The 239-nt window shown below is 58.2% G+C and carries 1 pseudogene; it reads left to right on the forward strand.

From position 1 onward, the window contains the following. Positions 1–239, forward strand: a pseudogene (locus AF337_RS11045) (ethanolamine permease); the annotation flags it as partial.

The raw sequence follows: 239 nt of genomic DNA on the forward strand, positions 1-239 counted from the left end.
ACCTGATCCAGATCGGCGGCCTGCCGCTGACTGCCAATATCGTCACGATGTCGGTGTTTGGCGCGATCATCATGTACATCGTCTCCATGGCATCGCTGTTCAAACTTCGTCGGACCGAGCCCGAGCTTGCCCGACCGTTCAAGGCATGGGGCTATCCCGTTGTCCCGGCCATTGCCCTTGGGCTTGCGCTCGTCGCGCTGGCGGCGATGATCTACTACAACTTCCTGATCTTTTTGATC

The sequence above is a fragment of the Rhizobium ecuadorense genome (assembly GCF_001187535.1).
Taxonomy (GTDB): Bacteria; Pseudomonadota; Alphaproteobacteria; order Rhizobiales; family Rhizobiaceae; genus Rhizobium; species Rhizobium ecuadorense.